Below are 14,290 nucleotides of genomic sequence, written 5' to 3'. Positions count from 1 at the left end.
GGATCGTTATTGGAAATGATTTCCATTCCCGTATAGTAGCCCCATGGCACGCAACGAAGTACGCCCGATCGTCAAGCTCCGCTCCACCGCGGGCACCGGCTACACCTACGTCACCCGCAAGAACAGGCGGAACGATCCCGACCGGATGGTGCTGCGCAAGTTCGACCCGGTGCTCCGCCGGCACGTCGACTTCCGCGAAGAACGCTGAACCCCGTCCCCCGTCCCCCGTCCCCCGTCCCCCATCCCCTGCCCGAAGGACACGCCATGCAGCCTGGAATCCACCCCGCCTACGGACCCGTCGTCTTCCGCGACAGGGCCGCCGACTTCGCCTTCCTCACCCGCTCGACCGCCACCAGCGAGAAGACGGTCGAGTGGGAGGACGGCCACACCTACCCCGTCATCGACGTGGAGATCTCCTCGCAGAGCCACCCCTTCTACACCGGCACCGCCCGCGTCCTGGACACCGCCGGCCGCGTCGAGCGCTTCGAGCGCCGCTACGGGGGCGGCAAGTGACACTGCCCGTCGCCATCGTCGGCGGGCTCCACGCCGACGCCCGCAAGGAAGTCGTCGACCGGCTGCTCCGCTCCGTCCCCGGCAGCGTCGCGCTCCACCACGACCTGGCCACGGCACCCGCCGGTACCGTGCTGCGCGTCGTGCGCGACGCTTCCGGTGAACTGTCCCGAGACGAGGCACCGCTCTTCAACGACTGTGCCTGCTGCGCGCTCCGCGAGGACCTGGTCCCCGAGCTCGAACGACTGGCCGACGGCGGAACGACGCGTCTGGCCGTCGTCGAACTGTGGGACTCCGTCGAGCCCAAGGCGATGGCCGAGGTCGTCGCCCAGCACGGCGGCGACGTACTCGACCTCACCAGCGTGATCACCGCGGTGGACCCCGCGCTCGTCCTGCCCTACCTCGTGAACGGGGACGATCTCGCGGACGTGGGCCTCGCGGCAGCCGCCTCGGACCGGCGCACGGTCGGGGACACCTGGGCCCGGCAGCTGGAGTACGCCCCCGTACTGGCCCTCGTGGACGGCGAGGAGGCCGACGCGGAGGATTTCGCCCTCTTGACCCAACTCCATCCGACCGCTCGCCGGGTTCCGGCCGGATCCGGGGACCTGGCCCAGGTGGCCTTCGCCGGCTTCGACGTGGAGGCGGCGGCCGCCGCCCAGCACCCGGCTTGCGCCCTGCTGCCGCAGGAGGCGGAGGAGGCCGGAGTCACCACCTTCGTCTGGCACCACAGCCGCCCCTTCCACCCCGAGCGGCTCTACGAGGCCCTGGAGGACCTCTGTTGCGCCGCTGCTCGCAGTCGTGGCCGGTTCTGGCTCGCCGACCGCCCCGACACCTTGCTGGCCTGGGACGCCGCGGGCGGCGCTCTGTGCGTGGAGAGCGCCGGGCCCTGGCTGGCCTCCCTCCCGGACGCCGCCTGGGAGATGGTGCCGCCGATGCGCAGGGCGGCCGCCTCGCTCGACTGGCATCCGGAACACGGTGACTGCTGCCAGCACCTCGTCTTCACCTCACCCGGCCTCGACCGCGACGGGCTGGAGCGACTCCTGGAGTCCTGCCTGCTCAACGACGCCGAGTACGCCTCGGGGCGCGAGGAGTGGCGGAGACTGCCGGCCGCCTTCGACTCCCTCCTCGACCCCGTCTCCTGACCCACCGGACGGCACCTCGATCGTCCACACCACTCAAGGAGCCCTCATGGCCCGCCGCCAAACCCCCCACAAGCCACTGAAGTCCCGCCCCAACCCCCTGGACGCGGCGAAGATCACGTACATCGACTACAAGGACACCGACCTGCTGCGGAAGTTCGTCTCCGACCGCGGCAAGATCCGCAGCCGGCGCGTCACCCGGGTCACCGCGCAGCAGCAGCGCCGGCTCGCCGCCGCGATCAAGAACGCCCGCGAGATGGCTCTGCTCCCGTACGCCGGCAGCCGGTAGGACTTCGCACGCGGTGCTCGACAGCGACCGCCCGCACGGTCCGAGTAACACCACCCCCTCCCCAACCCAGGAGATACCCATGGCCGTTCCCAAACGGAAGACGTCCCGCAGCAATACCCGCCACCGCCGCGCGCAGTGGAAGGCCGCCACCCCGCAGCTGGTCCCGATCGCGGTCGACGGCGCGGTGCACCAGGTGCCGCAGCGCCTGGTGAAGGCGTACGAGCACGGCCTGCTCCGCCCCGAGGGCTGAGCCCGCCGGATCCCGCGCGGGCCGACGGCGACCGTGGCCGCACAGGGCAATACACCTAGCCCGCGTCCCCCGGGGCGGGCGTACGGAAGTCCAGCATGCAGAACACCTTGTCGTAGCGGCGTTCGCCGACGGCGACGAAGCGGGGCAGCCGCCCGTACTCGGTGAAGCCCAGGGAGGCGTAAAGCCGCAGGGCCCGGGTGTTGTCGCCCCGCGCATCCAGGGTGAGGACCTCGATCCCGGCCCGGCGGGCGTCCTCGACGAGGGCGGCGGTCAGGGCCCGGCCGAGCCCGAGCCCGTGGGCCCCGGCGGCGACGGCGAGCTTCTCCAGGTCGGCGTGGGGCCGGTGGGTCGGGCGGGCGTAGCGCTGCCAGTACCCGAGCCCGACGAGCCGGTCCCCGAGGTAGGCGCCGCGCAGGGCCGCGTCCCCGGCCCGTGCCGCGTCGGCGACGCCGTCGAGCAGCCGCGCCACCTCGGTCGGCCCGGGCGGTTCGACCCAGCCCAGCGCGGCGCCCCCGGCCACCAGGTCGGCCAGGATCCGGTGCGCCTCCCCGGCGAACCGAGCCGCCCGCCGCGGGTCGGACACCAGCTCCAAGGCGTCGATGATCACCGCTCCGGCGGCCGCGCCGCCCGTTCCTTGATCCATGACCGCAGCCTAGGGGCCGCCGCCGAAGCGTGATCGACGGCCTCCCGCCCCTACGGCCGCCCAGGCCGCCCGGACGCCCGCCCGGACGCCCGTACGGCCACCCGTCCGTACGGCTAGGCGGCCAGCTCCCCGTCGATCGCGTCGGCCATGAGCCGGCGCGCGTGGTCCAGGGGCAGCGAGCCGCTCAGCCACCGGACGCTGAGGCCTTCGAGGAGGGCCGTCAGGCGCTCGGCGGCGGCCGCGTGCTCGGGCGCCGTCCCGGTGGGGCGGGCCTGGGCGAGGAGGTAGGAGATCTCGTGGACCCAGCTGTGCGTGGCCTTGGCCACGTCCTCGCGCAGGTCGGGATCGAAGACGGCGCTGGCCCTCAACTCGCCCCAGGCGGTGCTGTTCTCCCGGACTTCCGGGGTTTCCTGGAGTTCGAGGAGCAGGGTCCGCTTGAGTTCGTCGCGGGGGCTCTCCGGTTCGTCCGAGCCGTCCTCGCGTTCGGCCGTGTAGCGATCGGCACGGTCGCTGATGAACTCCAGCGTCCGGCGCAGGATCCCGGCCCGGTCGGTGAAGTGGTAGTAGATCAGCGAGGTGGACACGCCCGCTTCGGCGGCGAGCTCCCCCACCCGGAGCCCGCGCACGCCGCGGCGCGCGATCACTCGCGTGGCGGCTCTGAGTATTTCCGTTCGACGGTCTGACACGAAGGGTCACTCTACCCGTCGACTCCGTCACCTGGGGCTTTTCCTGACCGTAACATCAGGCACCGGTTTCCGGCGGTTACGCCGTGATCATGCTGATTCAGGGCCCCTTCCGTCGCGCTCCCGATGCACGGTGTGACCGATTCCGCATCAGCTTGGCCAGAACCATTGACTGAATTTTCAGTTCGGTAGAGGATGCGGGCACCCCTTAAGAAGACTGACTGAATTTTCAAACAGGAGTGGACATGACGACTTTCCGCATGCCGGCCGAGTGGACGGACCACGAGGGCTGCCTGATGGCGTGGCCGACCCGGCAGGAGCTGTGGGGTGACGTCTTCGAGGAGGTCAAGACCGAGTACGCCCAGGTCGCCGCCGCGATCGCCGCCTTCGAACCCGTCACCATGGTCGCGCTGCCCGGCAGCGGTGACGAGGCCCGCGCACTGTGCGGCGAGGGCGTCGAGGTCATCGAGCTCCCGCTGGACGACTCCTGGTTCCGGGATTCCGGTCCGATCTTCGTGCTCGGGCAGGACGGCAGCCGCGCGGGCGTGGACTTCCGCTTCAACGCCTGGGGCGGCAAGCACTTCCCCTACGACACCGACGACAAGATCGCCGCGGCCCTGCTGGCGCACCTGGGCGTGGACCGCGTCGACTCCCGGATGATCCTCGAGGGCGGCGCGATCACGGTCGACGGCGAGGGCACGCTGATCACCACCGAACAGTGCCTGCTGCACCCGAACCGCAACCCGGACATGACCAAGGCGGAGATCGAGGCCGAGCTGATCGCCCGCCTCGGTGTCACCAAGGTCATCTGGCTGCCGTACGGCGGTCTGCTGGACACCGAGACCGACGGGCACGTGGACGGCGTCTGCGCCTTCGTCGCCCCCGCCACCGTCGTCGTCCAGCTCCCGAGCGACCCCGCGCACCCCGACTACGAGCGCATGCGCGTCAACCGCGCCGTCCTGGAGGGGTCCACCGACGCCGCGGGCCGCCCCTTCACGATCATCGACCTGCCGCAGAGCAACCTCGTCGAGGTCGACGGCAAGGAGACCGAGGTCGGCTACCTGAACTTCTACATCGCCAACGGCGGGGTCGTCGTCCCGGTCGCCGGCACCGACGAGGACGAGGGCGCGCTCGCCGTCATCGCGGCCGCGCTGCCCGGCCGCAAGGTCCTCGGAGTCCGCTCGCGCGTGATCGCGTACGGCGGTGGCGGCGTGCACTGCATCACCCAGCAGATCCCTGCGGCCGCCCGCACCGTCTGACCGGCTCGCCCCCTTCGCCGTGCCCGGGCCGGCGGCCCGCCCCGAGCCTCCCCTCCTCGATCCGCTCGCCGCCTGCCCGTACCTCCCCGCCCCGCATGGAAGAGAGAGCACCGATGCCCAGATCCCTTCCCTGGTCCAGAGCCGCCAGGTCCGCCGGCCCCGCCGCCACCGCTCACGGCGCCACTGCTCACGGCGCCACTGCTCACGCCGCCACCGCTCATGGCGCCGGCGCCACCTCAGCCGGCCGCCCGTCCGCCCCGCACCGGTACGCGCTGCCCGTCGCCGCACTGGCCGCCCTCAGCCTGGTCGCCGCCTGCTCCGGCCCGCCCAAGGACGGCGGGAAGGACACGGCCTTCAAGCTGTCCGCCGGCACCCCCGCCCCCGCGGGTGAGATCGATTCGTTCACCTGGGCCGTGTACGCGGAACCGCCGACGCTGGACTACATCTCGGCCTTCGACTACCCGGCGAACACGATCCTGTCGAACGTCTGCGAAAGCCTGATGCGCTGGACCCCGCAGCTCACCATGGCTCCGGGGCTGGCCGAGAAGGCCACCCACCCCAATGACCTGACCTGGGTCTACGACCTGCGCGCGGGCGTGCGCTTCCACGACGGCGGCGTGCTGACCGCCGACGACGTGGTCCACAGCCTGGGCCGGCAGATGGACCCGGAGAACGGGGCCGCCTGGAACAGCAACTTCTCCACCGTCGAGACCGTCACCAAGACCGGCCCGCTCCAGGTGACCGTCAAGCTGAAGCAGCCCGACTCGCAGTTCCCCCAGTACATGGCGACCGCCGCCGGCGTCGTGGCCTCCAAGGCCGGGGTGGAGAAGGCGGGCGAGGACTACGGCACCACCGGCAGCCTGGACTGCACCGGCCCCTTCAAGCTGGGCACCTGGAGCAAGGGCCAGTCGATCGAGCTCCAGCGCTTCGACGGCTACTGGGGCACCAAGGCCAAGTCCGCGAAGGCCGTCTTCACCTTCCTCACCGACCCCAACGCCCGGACGAACGCCCTGCTGAGCGGCGAGGCCGACGGCGGCTACCTGATCCCCACCGAGAGCTACGACCGGCTGCGCGCGAGCGGACCCGGCACCCTCTACTTCGGCGAGGGCCTCAGCACCGTCAACGTCAACGTGACGAGCATGAAGGGCGCGCTCGGCGACGTCCGCGTCCGCCGGGCCCTGTCACTGGCCCTGGACCGCCGCGGCTTCGTCAAGGCGGGCCTGGGCGGCGCGGGCACCATCACCAGCTCGCTCACCAGCAAGGCGATCTGGGCCGGCGCGCCCGCCGCCATCCGCGCCTCCGCCTTCGACACGCTGCCCTCCCCCGACCAGAACGTCGAGGCGGCCAAGCGGATGATCGAGGAGGCCGGCGCCACCGGCAAGACGCTGACCGTGGCCACCAGCTCGATCGGCCAGGACGTCTCGGTGCTGGCCACCGCGATCCAGGACGCCGGCACCAAGATCGGCCTGAAGATCCAGCTGAAGACCATCGCCCCCAACGCCTTCACCTCACTGTTCACGGACCCCGCCGCCCGCGAGGGCATCGACATGTTCCCGGAGACGTACTACGACTCCATCACCGACCCGATGGACCTGCTGAGCAACTTCCAGACCGGGGCCTACCAGAACTACGCCGGCTACAGCGACGCGTCCTACGACACGCTGACCGACAAGGCCCGGGCCGAGTCCGACCCCGCCAAGCGCTTCTCGGCGGCCGCCGAACTCCAGAAGAAGGCCTCCGACCAGGTCCTGTGGATCCCGGTCGCCGAGTGGCCGACGGCGGTCTTCCTGAACAAGCGGATCACCGGCGCGCCCACCACCATCTCCTACCTGTACTACCCGTGGGCCGCCGACGTCGGGGCGGCCGCGCGATGAGTTTCCTGCGCTTCGCCGTACGGCGGCTGGCCGAGATGGCCGCCACCCTGCTCGGCGCCTCCTTCGTGATCTTCGGCGCGCTGTACCTGGCTCCGGGCAACCCGGCGAGCTTCCTCCTGGGCGGCCGCTCGGCCTCCCCGGAGGCACTGCAGGCGATCAACGAGCACTACCACCTGGACGACCCCTTCGCGGTGCGGTACCTCAGCTGGCTCGGCCAGGTGGTGCAGGGCGACTTCGGCCGCTCGATCACGTACCGCACCGACGTGTCGCGGCTGCTCGCGGACCGGCTGCCCAACACCCTCATGCTGATCTCGATGGCGCTCGTACTGGTCCTCGTGTTCGGGCTCCTCCTGGGCTGGATCGGCGCCGTCCGCGGCGGAGCCGCCGACTCGGCGATCCTGGTGACGACCACCGTCGCCATCGGCACCCCGGCGTTCGTCGCGGCGGTCCTGCTGCAGGGCCTGTTCGCGGTGAAGCTGGGCTGGTTCCCCACCGGCGGGGCCGGCGAGGGCTTCGGGGGAATGCTCTGGCACCTGACCCTGCCCGCCGTCGCCCTGGCGCTGTACCTGATCGGCATGCTCGCCCGGGTCACCCGGGCCGCGATGCTCGAAGTCCTCGGCCAGGAGCACGTCACGGTCGCCCGCAGCCGGGGCGTCTCCACGAGCCAGGTCATCCGGCGGCACGTCTTCCGCAACGCGCTGGGCACCGTGCTCACCACCGGCGGCCTCATCGTCTCCACCCTGCTGGTCTGCACCGTCCTGGTGGAGTCCGCCTTCAGCGTGGGCGGCATCGGCCAGCTCCTCGAACTCTCCACCACCACCAAGGACTTCCCCACCGTGCAGGCCATCTCCCTCATCATGGTCGCGCTGTTCATGACGGTGAACCTCGTCGTCGACCTGCTCCATCCGCTGGTCGATCCCCGGGTCACCCTCGGCCCCGCGAAGAAGGCCCCGTGAGCTCCGTCCTGGTGCGCCGGCCGGGCCTCACCCGGCTCCGGACCTACCGCGCCCCCCTCTCCCTGCTCTGTGCGGGCTTCGTCGCCGTCGTCGTCCTCGTCGCGGTGCTCGCCCCCTGGATCGCGCCCTACGACCCCAACTCCGTGGACCTCGCGAACGCCCTGGCGGCCCCCTCCGCCGATCACCTCCTCGGCGTCGACGCCTCCGGGCGCGACACCTTCTCCCGGCTGGTCCTGGGCGCCCGTACCTCGCTCCTCGGGCCGCTCGGCGTGGTCACCTTCTCCACCGTGGCCGGCGTGGCGATCGGCACCGCCGCCGCCTGGCGGGGCGGCTGGCTGGACTCGGTGCTCTCCCGCAGCACCGAGCTGGTCTTCGCCTTCCCCGGCATGCTGCTGGCCATCCTGATCGTCTCGGTCTACGGCGAGGGCCTGCTGGCCCCCGTCATCGCCCTGGCCATCGCCTACCTGCCGTACGTCAGCCGGCTGACCCGCTCCCTCGTGCTCGCCGAGCGCGCCCGCCCGTACGTCGAGGCGTACCGGGTGCAGGGGCACTCGGGGGCTCAGATCTGCCTGCGCCACGTGGTCCCCGCGGTCATGCCCGTGGTCCTCGCGCAGTCCGCGATCAACTTCGGCTACGCCCTGATCGACCTGGCCGGCCTCGCCTTCCTCGGGCTGGGCGTACCCGCCCTGACCCCCGACTGGGGCCGCATGGTCTTCGACGGCAACGCCGCCATCCAGGCCGGCTACCCGCTCTCCGCGATCGTGCCGTGCGTGGCCATCGTGCTGACCGTGGTCGCCTTCAACGTCGTCGGCGAGGCCTGGGCCGACAAGGTCGCCAGGAGGGCGCGATGAACGCACTGACAACGCCGGCAACCCCAGCAACACCGGCAACCCCGACCGGACTGAACACCCTCGAGATCGAGGACCTGCGGCTGCACCTGCCGGGGGCCGTCCGGCCCGTCCTCGACGGCGTCGGGCTCACCGTCGGCCCGCGGGAGACGGTGGCGCTGGTCGGCGAGTCCGGCTCGGGCAAGAGCCTGACCTCGCGCAGCGTGCTGCGACTGCTCCCCGAAGGGGCCCGTACGGAGGGCGAGGTGCGGGTCGCCGGGGACGACGTGCTCACCATGTCACCGGGCCGGTTGCGGGTGCTGCGGACCAGCACGGCGGCCATGATCTTCCAGGACCCCCGGGCGGCGGTCAATCCGATGCGCCGGGTCGGGGACTTCCTCACCGAGAGCCTGCGGCTGAACGCCAAGGCGACCAAGGCGGTCGCCGAGGACCGGGCGGTGGCCGTGCTGGAGGCCGTCGGCCTCACGGCGGGCGCGCTGCGCAAGTACCCCGGACAGCTGTCCGGCGGCATGCTGCAACGCGTCGTCATCGCCGCCGCGCTGATGGGCGATCCCGCCCTGATCCTCGCCGACGAACCCACCACGGCACTGGACGTCACCTCGCAGGCCGAGGTGATCGGTCTCCTCGGCGATCTGCGCGACCGCTTCGGCACGGGGCTGCTCTTCGTCACGCACGACCTCGGCCTCGCCGCCGCGATCAGCGACCGGGTGTACGTGATGTACGCGGGCCGGATCGTGGAATCGGGCCCCGCCGCCGAGTTGTTCGCCCGGCCCCGGCACCCGTACACGGCCGCCCTGCTGAACTCCACCCCGCGCCTGGACGCGCCCCGCGGGCGGCTCGCCGCGATCGAGGGCCGGCCGCCGAGCCTGCGGGAGGAGCTGAGCGGATGCCCCTTCGCCGCGCGCTGCGTGCTCGCGACCGACGTGTGCACCCGGGAGGCTCCGGCCCTGCTGCCGGCCGTCGGGGAACCGGACCGGCTCGCCTCCTGCCACCACGGCGAGCTGATCGCCGAGCGGGAACGGGAGCGGGAGCGGGAGCGGGAGCGGGCGGGGACCCAACGGACGGAGACACAGCGGAAGGAACCCCACCCATGAGCACCGCCACCGGCACGAGCGCCGGCACCACGACCGCCGCGACGAAGACCGTCCTGGAGGTCCTGGGCCTGCACCGCACCTACGGAAACGTCCGGGCCGTCGACGACGTGTCGTTCCGGCTGGCCGAGGGGGGCTGCCTGGGCATCGTCGGCGAGTCCGGTTCGGGCAAGACGACCGCGGCCCGCATCGTGGTGGGCCTGGAACACGCGGACGAGGGCCGGGTGCTGATCCACGGCCGCGACCGGGGCGACCACGCGCGCGGCAAGGCGCGCCGGCTCGCACGGGCCCGTGAGATCCAGATGGTCTTCCAGGACCCCTTCCTGTCCCTGGACCCGCGCACCACCGTGGGCGCGGCCCTGCGGGAGACCCTCGCCCTGCACTTCCCCGGCGCCGACCACGCGCGCCGGATCACCGAACTGCTCGACCAGGTCGGCCTCGGTTCCCGCGAGGCGGACGCGCTGCCCCGGCAACTGTCGGGAGGACAGCGCCAGCGCGTGGCGATCGCCCGTGCGCTGGCGGTCGAACCGGCCGTCCTCGTCCTCGACGAAGCGGTGGCCGCCCTGGACGTCTCGGTGCAGGCCCAGATCCTGAACCTGCTCTTCGACATCCGCGAACTGACCGGCATCGGCTACCTGTTCATCACCCATGACCTCGGCGTCGTGCGCTGCGTGACCGATGACGTGATCGTCATGCGGAGCGGCCGGATCGTCGAGGCGGGCCCGACGCAGGAGGTCCTCGCCGACCCCCAGCACCCTTATACGCGCCTGCTCCTGGAGTCCGTACCCCGACCGGGGTGGGATCCCCGGAGCATCGCCGCCGCACGTCGCGCGCTGTGAGGGGGCCGCGGGCGCGGCGGCGCCCACGGCCCGGCGGTTCAGCACCAGCGGTTCATCACACATCCAGGCATGACGAAACGGAGCTCAGAGATGAACGAGCACGTCGCACGGAGACTGGACAGACGAGGGTTCCTGACGGCGGCGGGCGCCACCGCGGCCGGCGCCGCGCTGGCAGCGGTCGGCGGGCAGGCCCTCGCGACCTTCCGCCCCTCGGCGGCCGGCGCCGCCGCGGGCTACTCCGTACCGATCGACACCGTGCGCCACACCCGGACCTGGATGGCGTGGCCCGACAGCTCCGCCATCTGGGGCCGCCAACTCGCCGGGGTCCAGGCGAACATAGCGCTCATCGCGAAGTACGAGCCGGTCGTCATGTGCGCCAACTTCGGCGAGCGTCTCGAAGGCGAAGAGCGCCTGCGGCTCGGCCGTCACGGTGATCGGCTCGATCCCGGTGGATGACTGCTGGATGCGCGACAGCGGTCCGGTGTTCCGTACCAACGGGGCGGGTGGTCTGGACACCGTCGGCCTGAACTTCAACGGCTGGGGCAACCAGCAGACCCACGCCAGGGACTCCCTGGTCGCCGGCCGGGTCGCCGCCTACACCGGGGTGCCGTTCAGCACGGCGGCGTTCATCGGTGAGGGCGGCGCGGTGGAGGCGGACGGCGCCGGCACCCTCATGGCCACCTGCAGCTCCCTCATCAACCCGGACCGCAATCCCCACAAGACCCAGGCCCAGCTGGAGGCGGCCATGTGCGCCGCCTACGGCGCCTCCAAGGTCATCTGGTTCAAGGGCGTCCTCGGCCGGGACATCACCGACGACCACGCCGACGCCACGTCAACTTCTACGTGTGCAACGGGGCCGTCATCTCCTCGCAGTTCGGTCACGCCACCGCGGACGCCGCGGCCGAGCTCACCCTCAAGTGGGCCTTCCCGGGCCGGACCATCGAACAGCTCAACACCGACAGCCTCGGCGCGGGCGGCGGCGGCATCCACTGCGTGACCCAGCAGCAGCCGGCCGCGTAACCGCTCCCTCCACACGTCCGGCCCCCCGCCGTCCGCGGGGGGCCGGTTCGTCCTACGGGGCGACGTCGTCCCAGGCCATCGCGCTCATCCGCCAGCCGTCGGGGGTCCGGACGTACTGCGTGGTCTTGTGGCCGGCGCCCTCGAACCACGCTCCGTCGAGGAATCCGGACTTGCGGTACTCGCTGAACCGGTGCGCGATCGACCCGAAGATCTCGGTCCGCTCGGCGACCTCCCACTCGCGGAACTCCGTCAGCGTTCCGTCGGTGAGGATCTTCTCCCGCGGCTCGATGAACCCGTCGAGGTCGTAGATCACGGGCTCGGCCCCGACGTTCTTGATGATCATCCCCTGGGGGATGAACACCTCGCGGACGGCGCCCAGATCCGGCCGCCCGCCGTCGGCGTTGGTGAAGGCTCCGAGGAACAGCCGCATCAGCTGGTCGAGTTCGGCCTTGACTTCGGACACGCACCCCTCCTGAGGCAGAAGATTCCGGCGTCCCGATCTTCACCCACTCCCGGCGCCCGGGCAATGGCCGGCGGCCCGGAGTCCGTGGAGGGCGCGGGCTCGGGGTGTCTGAACACGGCACCACCCACCCTGCCATGCGCTCTACTGACGAGAAGAGACGAAACATCCCACATACGGAGGTTCCGTGAGCAGCACCCCCAACCGCCCCGCCGCCCCGCCGCCCCGCCGCCCCCACGGGCTCGTACGCACCGACCGAGCGGACCGTTCCCGGCCGGATGCGGCAGTGGGCGTCCTACGACCGGAACCTGGTCCACTCGATCCTCGACGAGGCCTTCGTGTGCCACCTGGGCTTCGTCCGCGACGGCCTGCCCGTGGTCCTGCCTCACCCCCGGCGTGGACCTCCCCGAATACCTCACCCGCCTGGCCCGACCCGCGAACCCCACCACCGCCTGACCCCCGGCGGGGCCACCGTCGCTTCGCGGCTTGAGTCCGTGTAAGGCGCGAATCGGTGTGCGTTCCGGTCGGGTAACGATCGGTTCTGGCGGTTCAGGGGTGACATACGGCCCCGTAGAGTGCCTACGTATCTATGCCTTGAACATGTTCAAGGCAACACCGTTCGTACGCGGGGTCGTCCGTACGGGGCTCTTGGGGAGGGGCTGCACCATGCACAGCGGAGTGAAGACCGCCTTGGTCGGCGGCGTGTTCGTCCTGGTGGCGGGCGGGGTGGGGTTCGCGGGCTACGAAATGCTGGGCGGGGACTCGGACGGTGCGGGCCTCGGTCGCGCGGACGCCGCGCCGCTGAACGCGTCCGGGTCCGGGGAGGTTACGGCCGAGGAGGTCGAGCGGACATCGCGGGACTTCCTGGCGGCGTGGGCCCGCGGGGACGCGGACGCGGCGGGGACGCTGACCGACGACCCGGCGGCGGCCGCGGAGGCGCTGCGCGGCTTCCGGGAGACCGGGCATGTGGGGAACGCCGTGGTCACGCCGGGCGCGGCGAGCGGCGCCACGGTGTCGTACACGGTGAAGGCGACCATCAGTTTTGAGGGGCACGAGAAGGAGCTGGCGTACGCCTCGGAGCTGACCGTGGTGCGGGGCAAGAGCAGTGGGCGGGCGCTGGTGGACTGGCGGCCGGCGGTGCTGCACCCGAAGCTGATCGAGGGCGCGACCCTGCGGACCGGTGAGGCGAAGAGGGGCTCGATCCAGGCGGTGGACCGCGAGGGCCGGGAACTGACCGCCGAGAAGTACCCGTCGCTGGCCCCCGTGCTGGACACCCTGCGTACCCGGTACGCGGACGGGGCCGCAGTCGAACCCGGCGTCGAGACCTGGATCGAGCCGGCCGACGCCGACGCGCCGCACCAGACGCTGCTCACCCTCGTCAAGGGAAAGACGAAGAAGGTCCAGACGACGCTGGACGCCGACGTACAGGCCGCCGCCGAGCTGGCGGTGAAGAAGTACGACCGGGCCTCGGTGGTCGCCGTCCGGCCCAGCACCGGCGAGATCAGCGCGGTCGCCAACAGCCCGGCCGGCGGGTTCAACGTGGCGATGGAGGGGGCGCAGGCCCCCGGCTCCACGATGAAGGTCGTGACCGCGGCGATGATGCTGGAGCACGGCCTGGTCGGCGGACCGAGCTCCCCGGTCGAGTGTCCGAAGGAGGTGACCTGGTCGGGCACGACCTTCCACAACAACAAGAACTTCTCCATCGCGAACGGCACCTTCCGGGACAGCTTCCGCCGCTCCTGCAACACCTTCTTCATGAAGGCGCTGGGCCCGCTGAACGCCAAGGGCGTGGAGGACACCGCCCTGAGCCAGACGGCCCGCAAGTACTTCGGCCTGGGCGGGGTGTGGTCCATCGGGATCGTCTCCACCGACGCCGGCATCCCGGTCTCGAAGGGCCCCGAGACGGCCGCCTCCTACATCGGCCAGGGCAAGGTCACCATGAACGCCCTCAGCGTCGCCTCCCTCTCGGCGACCGTGAAAAACGGCGCGTTCCGCCAGCCGGTGATCGTGCCCAGGGAGATGATCAAGGGCAAGCTGACCACCGCCCAGCCGCTGCCCGGGAACATGGCCGCCACCCTGCGCAGCGTGATGGGCGCCGCCGCGACCGACGGCACCGCCGCCAAGGCGATGTCCGCGGTCAGCGGCGACAAGGGAGCCAAGACCGGGTCGGCCGAGGTCGACGGGCAGAGCGACTCCAACAGCTGGTTCACCGGCTACGCGGACGACCTGGCCGCCGGCTCGGTCGTCCAGTCCGGCGGCTACGGCAGCGGGCCGGCGGGCGACGTCGTCGCGGCCGTGCTGAACGCACGGTAGGGCGGAGACGGTCCGTCCGGCAGCGCGGAGACGGCCGGACGGGCCGAGGCGCACGATACGGCGGCGGAGGCTGTCAACGCCGTGGCCGGTCTCGTACCCGTACGTCCACCCGTGGA

Annotated in this window: 17 protein-coding genes and 2 pseudogenes; 16 read left to right on the top strand and 3 right to left on the bottom strand. The window is 71.6% G+C overall.

The genetic code is table 11. From position 1 onward, the window contains the following. The first annotated feature begins 43 nt into the window (after nucleotides 1-43). From rpmG to rpmF, 5 genes are all read left to right on the top strand, one after another. Entirely contained in the window at nucleotides 44-208 is a 165-nt protein-coding gene (gene rpmG / locus ACIQV3_RS23940; RefSeq protein ID WP_385670584.1) for a 50S ribosomal protein L33, read from the top strand. 56 nt (nucleotides 209-264) lie between these two features. Further along, the gene (locus ACIQV3_RS23935) at nucleotides 265-513 is read left to right on the top strand and encodes a type B 50S ribosomal protein L31 (protein WP_403714884.1); all 249 of its coding nucleotides are present in this window, start codon (nucleotides 265-267) and stop codon (nucleotides 511-513) included. Continuing rightward, entirely contained in the window at nucleotides 510-1,652 is a 1,143-nt protein-coding gene (locus ACIQV3_RS23930; RefSeq protein WP_403714882.1) for a CobW family GTP-binding protein, read from the top strand. The genes ACIQV3_RS23935 and ACIQV3_RS23930 overlap by 4 nt, the downstream gene beginning before the upstream one ends. Before the next feature lie 46 nt (nucleotides 1,653-1,698). After that, nucleotides 1,699-1,938, top strand: a complete 240-nt coding sequence (rpsR, locus tag ACIQV3_RS23925) for a 30S ribosomal protein S18 (protein ID WP_403714880.1) — start codon at nucleotides 1,699-1,701, stop codon at nucleotides 1,936-1,938. Between the two features lie 79 nt (nucleotides 1,939-2,017). Beyond that, complete coding sequence (gene rpmF, locus ACIQV3_RS23920) at nucleotides 2,018-2,188, top strand: 50S ribosomal protein L32 (RefSeq protein ID WP_403714878.1); 171 nt, start codon at nucleotides 2,018-2,020, stop codon at nucleotides 2,186-2,188. 55 nt (nucleotides 2,189-2,243) lie between these two features. Here the strand turns inward: rpmF and ACIQV3_RS23915 are convergent, their stop codons facing one another. Both ACIQV3_RS23915 and ACIQV3_RS23910 read right to left on the bottom strand, forming a co-directional pair. Further along, nucleotides 2,244-2,831, bottom strand: coding sequence for a GNAT family N-acetyltransferase (locus ACIQV3_RS23915; RefSeq protein WP_403714876.1), 588 nt, complete (start codon nucleotides 2,829-2,831; stop codon nucleotides 2,244-2,246). A 113-nt stretch (nucleotides 2,832-2,944) separates the two neighbouring features. After that, on the bottom strand, nucleotides 2,945-3,517 hold the full coding sequence (locus ACIQV3_RS23910) for a TetR/AcrR family transcriptional regulator (protein WP_403714874.1): 573 nt from the start codon (nucleotides 3,515-3,517) through the stop codon (nucleotides 2,945-2,947). 242 nt (nucleotides 3,518-3,759) lie between these two features. On the opposite strand from ACIQV3_RS23910, the gene ACIQV3_RS23905 reads away from it, so the two are divergent. The 9 genes and pseudogenes from ACIQV3_RS23905 to ACIQV3_RS23865 all read left to right on the top strand — a co-directional run bounded on the left by ACIQV3_RS23905 (nucleotide 3,760) and on the right by ACIQV3_RS23865 (nucleotide 11,401). After that, a complete protein-coding gene (locus ACIQV3_RS23905; RefSeq protein WP_403714873.1) occupies nucleotides 3,760-4,773 on the top strand; it encodes an agmatine/peptidylarginine deiminase in 1,014 nt (337 codons plus the stop codon). Nucleotides 4,774-4,886: 113 nt separating this feature from the next. Further along, nucleotides 4,887-6,647: an ABC transporter substrate-binding protein gene (locus ACIQV3_RS23900; protein WP_403714871.1), complete on the top strand. Its 1,761-nt coding sequence runs from the start codon at nucleotides 4,887-4,889 to the stop codon at nucleotides 6,645-6,647. Beyond that, complete coding sequence (locus ACIQV3_RS23895; RefSeq protein ID WP_403714869.1) at nucleotides 6,644-7,603, top strand: ABC transporter permease; 960 nt, start codon at nucleotides 6,644-6,646, stop codon at nucleotides 7,601-7,603. The genes ACIQV3_RS23900 and ACIQV3_RS23895 overlap by 4 nt, the downstream gene beginning before the upstream one ends. After that, nucleotides 7,600-8,454: an ABC transporter permease gene (locus tag ACIQV3_RS23890; RefSeq protein ID WP_403714867.1), complete on the top strand. Its 855-nt coding sequence runs from the start codon at nucleotides 7,600-7,602 to the stop codon at nucleotides 8,452-8,454. Before ACIQV3_RS23895 ends, ACIQV3_RS23890 begins: the two co-directional genes overlap by 4 nt. Next, nucleotides 8,451-9,545 (top strand): ABC transporter ATP-binding protein, encoded by a 1,095-nt coding sequence (locus ACIQV3_RS23885; RefSeq protein ID WP_403714865.1) that lies wholly within the window; start codon nucleotides 8,451-8,453, stop codon nucleotides 9,543-9,545. The genes ACIQV3_RS23890 and ACIQV3_RS23885 overlap by 4 nt, the downstream gene beginning before the upstream one ends. Then, nucleotides 9,542-10,381 carry an ABC transporter ATP-binding protein gene (locus ACIQV3_RS23880; protein ID WP_403714863.1) on the top strand — a complete coding sequence of 280 codons (840 nt, stop codon included), beginning with the start codon at nucleotides 9,542-9,544 and terminating at the stop codon, nucleotides 10,379-10,381. The genes ACIQV3_RS23885 and ACIQV3_RS23880 overlap by 4 nt, the downstream gene beginning before the upstream one ends. 90 nt (nucleotides 10,382-10,471) lie before the next feature. Next, entirely contained in the window at nucleotides 10,472-10,837 is a 366-nt protein-coding gene (locus ACIQV3_RS23875) for a twin-arginine translocation signal domain-containing protein (RefSeq protein WP_403714861.1), read from the top strand. Then, nucleotides 10,812-11,153, top strand: a pseudogene (locus tag ACIQV3_RS23870) (agmatine deiminase family protein); the annotation flags it as partial. The gene ACIQV3_RS23875 and the pseudogene ACIQV3_RS23870, both read left to right, overlap by 26 nt. Next, entirely contained in the window at nucleotides 11,129-11,401 is a 273-nt protein-coding gene (locus tag ACIQV3_RS23865) for an agmatine deiminase family protein (RefSeq protein ID WP_403714978.1), read from the top strand. The pseudogene ACIQV3_RS23870 and the gene ACIQV3_RS23865, both read left to right, overlap by 25 nt. Nucleotides 11,402-11,453: 52 nt before the next feature. Here the strand turns inward: ACIQV3_RS23865 and ACIQV3_RS23860 are convergent, their stop codons facing one another. Continuing rightward, nucleotides 11,454-11,831 (bottom strand): DUF4440 domain-containing protein, encoded by a 378-nt coding sequence (locus ACIQV3_RS23860; RefSeq protein WP_403714976.1) that lies wholly within the window; start codon nucleotides 11,829-11,831, stop codon nucleotides 11,454-11,456. A gap of 263 nt (nucleotides 11,832-12,094) precedes the next feature. Here ACIQV3_RS23860 and ACIQV3_RS23855 point away from each other — a divergent pair. Then, nucleotides 12,095-12,247, top strand: a pseudogene (locus ACIQV3_RS23855) (pyridoxamine 5'-phosphate oxidase family protein); the annotation flags it as partial. A 280-nt stretch (nucleotides 12,248-12,527) separates the two neighbouring features. Then, nucleotides 12,528-14,174, top strand: a complete 1,647-nt coding sequence (locus tag ACIQV3_RS23850) for a penicillin-binding transpeptidase domain-containing protein (RefSeq protein WP_403714859.1) — start codon at nucleotides 12,528-12,530, stop codon at nucleotides 14,172-14,174. The last annotated feature ends 116 nt before the right edge of the window (nucleotides 14,175-14,290 follow it).

It is taken from the genome of Streptomyces sp. NPDC099050 (assembly GCF_044759865.1).
Lineage (GTDB): Bacteria > Actinomycetota > Actinomycetes > Streptomycetales > Streptomycetaceae > Streptomyces.
Note: the sequence above shows the minus strand (reverse complement) of the source record. Positions and strands in the feature narration are given on the sequence as shown.